Origin of the sequence: Falsiroseomonas oryziterrae (assembly GCF_021864505.1) — a bacterium.
In the GTDB taxonomy this organism is placed as follows: Bacteria; Pseudomonadota; Alphaproteobacteria; order Acetobacterales; family Acetobacteraceae; genus Falsiroseomonas; species Falsiroseomonas oryziterrae.
Genome location: NZ_JAKJIB010000487.1, coordinates 1 through 2127 on the forward strand (window position 1 = coordinate 1; position 2127 = coordinate 2127).

At 74.6% G+C, this 2127-nt stretch carries 2 protein-coding genes and 1 pseudogene; 2 read left to right on the forward strand and 1 reads right to left on the reverse strand.

Annotated elements, in window-relative coordinates; translation table 11 throughout:
- Nucleotides 1-143: 143 nt before the first annotated feature.
- A complete protein-coding gene (locus L2I40_RS22275; RefSeq protein WP_237217500.1) occupies nt 144-815 on the reverse strand; it encodes a DNA-3-methyladenine glycosylase family protein in 672 nt (223 codons plus the stop codon).
- Between the two features lie 231 nt (nt 816-1046).
- On the opposite strand from L2I40_RS22275, the gene L2I40_RS22280 reads away from it, so the two are divergent.
- Nucleotides 1047-1778, forward strand: a complete 732-nt coding sequence (locus L2I40_RS22280) for a response regulator (RefSeq protein ID WP_237217502.1) — start codon at nt 1047-1049, stop codon at nt 1776-1778.
- Between the two features lie 2 nt (nt 1779-1780).
- Nucleotides 1781-2127 (forward strand): annotated as a pseudogene (locus tag L2I40_RS22285) (two-component sensor histidine kinase); the annotation flags it as partial.

The window sequence follows — 2127 nt, forward strand, 5'->3', positions numbered from 1 at the left end:
GAGCAGTTCGGGCGGCGGCGGGTATCCCGGCACGGCCTGCGTCAGGTCGAGCGGCGGGCCGGCGCGGCCATCGTAGCGCGCGGCCCAGGCGCGGGCGGCGGGAATGGGCGGCGCGTCCGTCGCACGGACTCGGGAGGAGAGCATCATGCAGGGTCCAGCGTGGCCCGCTTCGTGTGGTGCAGCCAATGGTGCCAGAGCAGCCGCGCCGCGACCGAGCGATGCGGCGCCCAGTCGCGCGCCATGGCCGCGAGCGCCCTGGCGTCGGGCCTGGCCGGCAGCCCGGCTAGCTGCGCGACCGCGGCCTGCAGGGCAAGGTCGCCGGCCGGGAAGACATCCGGCCGGTCCAGCGAGAACAGCAGGTGGACCTCCGCGGTCCAGCGGCCGATGCCCTTCACCTGGCAGAGATGCGCGACGGCCGCCTCGTCCGCCATGGTGTCGAGTGCGTCGAGCCGCAGCGTGCCGTCGAGGATCGCCGTCGCCAGCCCCCGGGCATGGGCGACCTTCTGCCGGGTCAGGCCCCCCTCGGTGCCGACGCGCACGGGGTCGAGCGCCAGGAAGCCGTCCGGCGTCGTGGCACCCGGCAGCGCCGAGACGCGCCGCCAGATTGCGAAGGCGGCCTCGTTCGAGACGAGCTGGGCGCAGATCGCGCGCAGCAGGCCGGGGAAGCCGCGGTCGCGCACCGGCCATGGCAACGGCCCGGCCCGCGTCTCGATCCCGGCGAGGATCGGATGCTGCGCGCCCAGCCGCGACGCTGCCGCGCGCGCCCAGTCGGGGGGATGGGGAAAAGGGGGCGGCGGGGATTGGAGGGGAACCATCCCCGCCGCCAGTACACGAGGCCGGACCGGGACTGTGAGGGGGGAGTGCGCGGCCGGGAGAGGCTGCCGCGGCCCGTCCGGCCTGTGGTGCGGTGAAGGATGGTCCCCGAACGTAACCGGCCGAAGGCCGCGCGGGTGAGATAGTGCAACGGCGTGTTGCAGGAGGCGGTCCTGTCACCGGCCGCAACATCGGGCGCTCCGCCCGGCTGCCGGCCGCGCTATGTTACGGGCATGGAGACCGCCCAGCCGCACATCCTCGTCGTGGACGACGACCGCGAGATCCGCGACCTGCTCGGGAAGTTCCTCGAGAAGCAGTCCTTCCGGGTCAGCGTCGCGCGCGACGCGCGGGAGGCGCGCAAGCTCTGGCCGCTCGGCCGCTATCACCTCGTGGTGCTCGACCTGATGATGCCGGGCGAATCGGGGCTCGACTTCGCGCGCTGGCTGCGCGGGCAGTCCGACGTGCCGATCGTGATGCTGACCGCGATGGGCGAGGAGACGGACCGCATCGTGGGGCTCGAGCTCGGCGCCGACGACTACGTCGCCAAGCCCTTCAACCCGCGCGAGCTGCTGGCCCGCATCCGCGCCGTGCTGCGCCGCGCGACCGCCGACAGCTCGACCGGCGCGCCGAACGGGGAGCCGCCGGCGAAGGCGATCCGCTTCTCAGGCTGGTCGCTGGAGCCGGCCCGGCGGCGGCTGCTGAACCCGCAGGGGGTCGAGGTGCCGCTGACGGGCGGGGAGTACGAACTGCTGGTCGCGCTGGTGGAGCGCCCGAACCGGGTGCTGACGCGCGACATGCTGATGGACCTGCTGCGTGGGCGGCAGGCCGGGCCCTTCGATCGCGCGATCGACGTCGCCGTCTCCCGCCTGCGACGGAAGCTCGAGGATGACGGGCGCAACCCGCAGCTGATCAAGACGGTGCGCGGCGGCGGCTACGTGCTGGCGACCACGGTGGAGAAGGGCTGAGCGTGCGGCGCCTGCTGCGCCAACTGCTGCCTGGCTCGCTGGCGGGCCGCACCGCGCTCGCGCTGATCCTCGGCCTCGTGCTGGTGCAGGTCGCCGGCCTCACGATCCACGCGCTCGACCGGGTGGACCTGCAGCGCTTCCAGCAGGCGCGCGAACTCTCGCAGCGCAGCCTCGCGGTCTGGCGCACGCTGCTGCTCACCGCGCCGGAGCGGCGGGCGGCGGTGCTGGCCGACCTCGACCTGCCCGCCGGGCTGCGCGCCGCCTATGACGACGAGCCGACGGCGCGGCCCGGCTATCCGGCGCCCGCGCCGCTGCTGCGGCTGCTCCGGCTCGACGCCGTCATGGCGGC

Bases quoted from the DNA above. Each gene is read 5' to 3' on its own strand.
- L2I40_RS22275 (WP_237217500.1), bottom strand. From the start codon at position 815: ATGGTTCCCCTCCAATCCCCGCCGCCCCCTTTTCCCCATCCCCCCGAC.
- L2I40_RS22280 (WP_237217502.1), top strand. From the start codon at position 1,047: ATGGAGACCGCCCAGCCGCACATCCTCGTCGTGGACGACGACCGCGAG.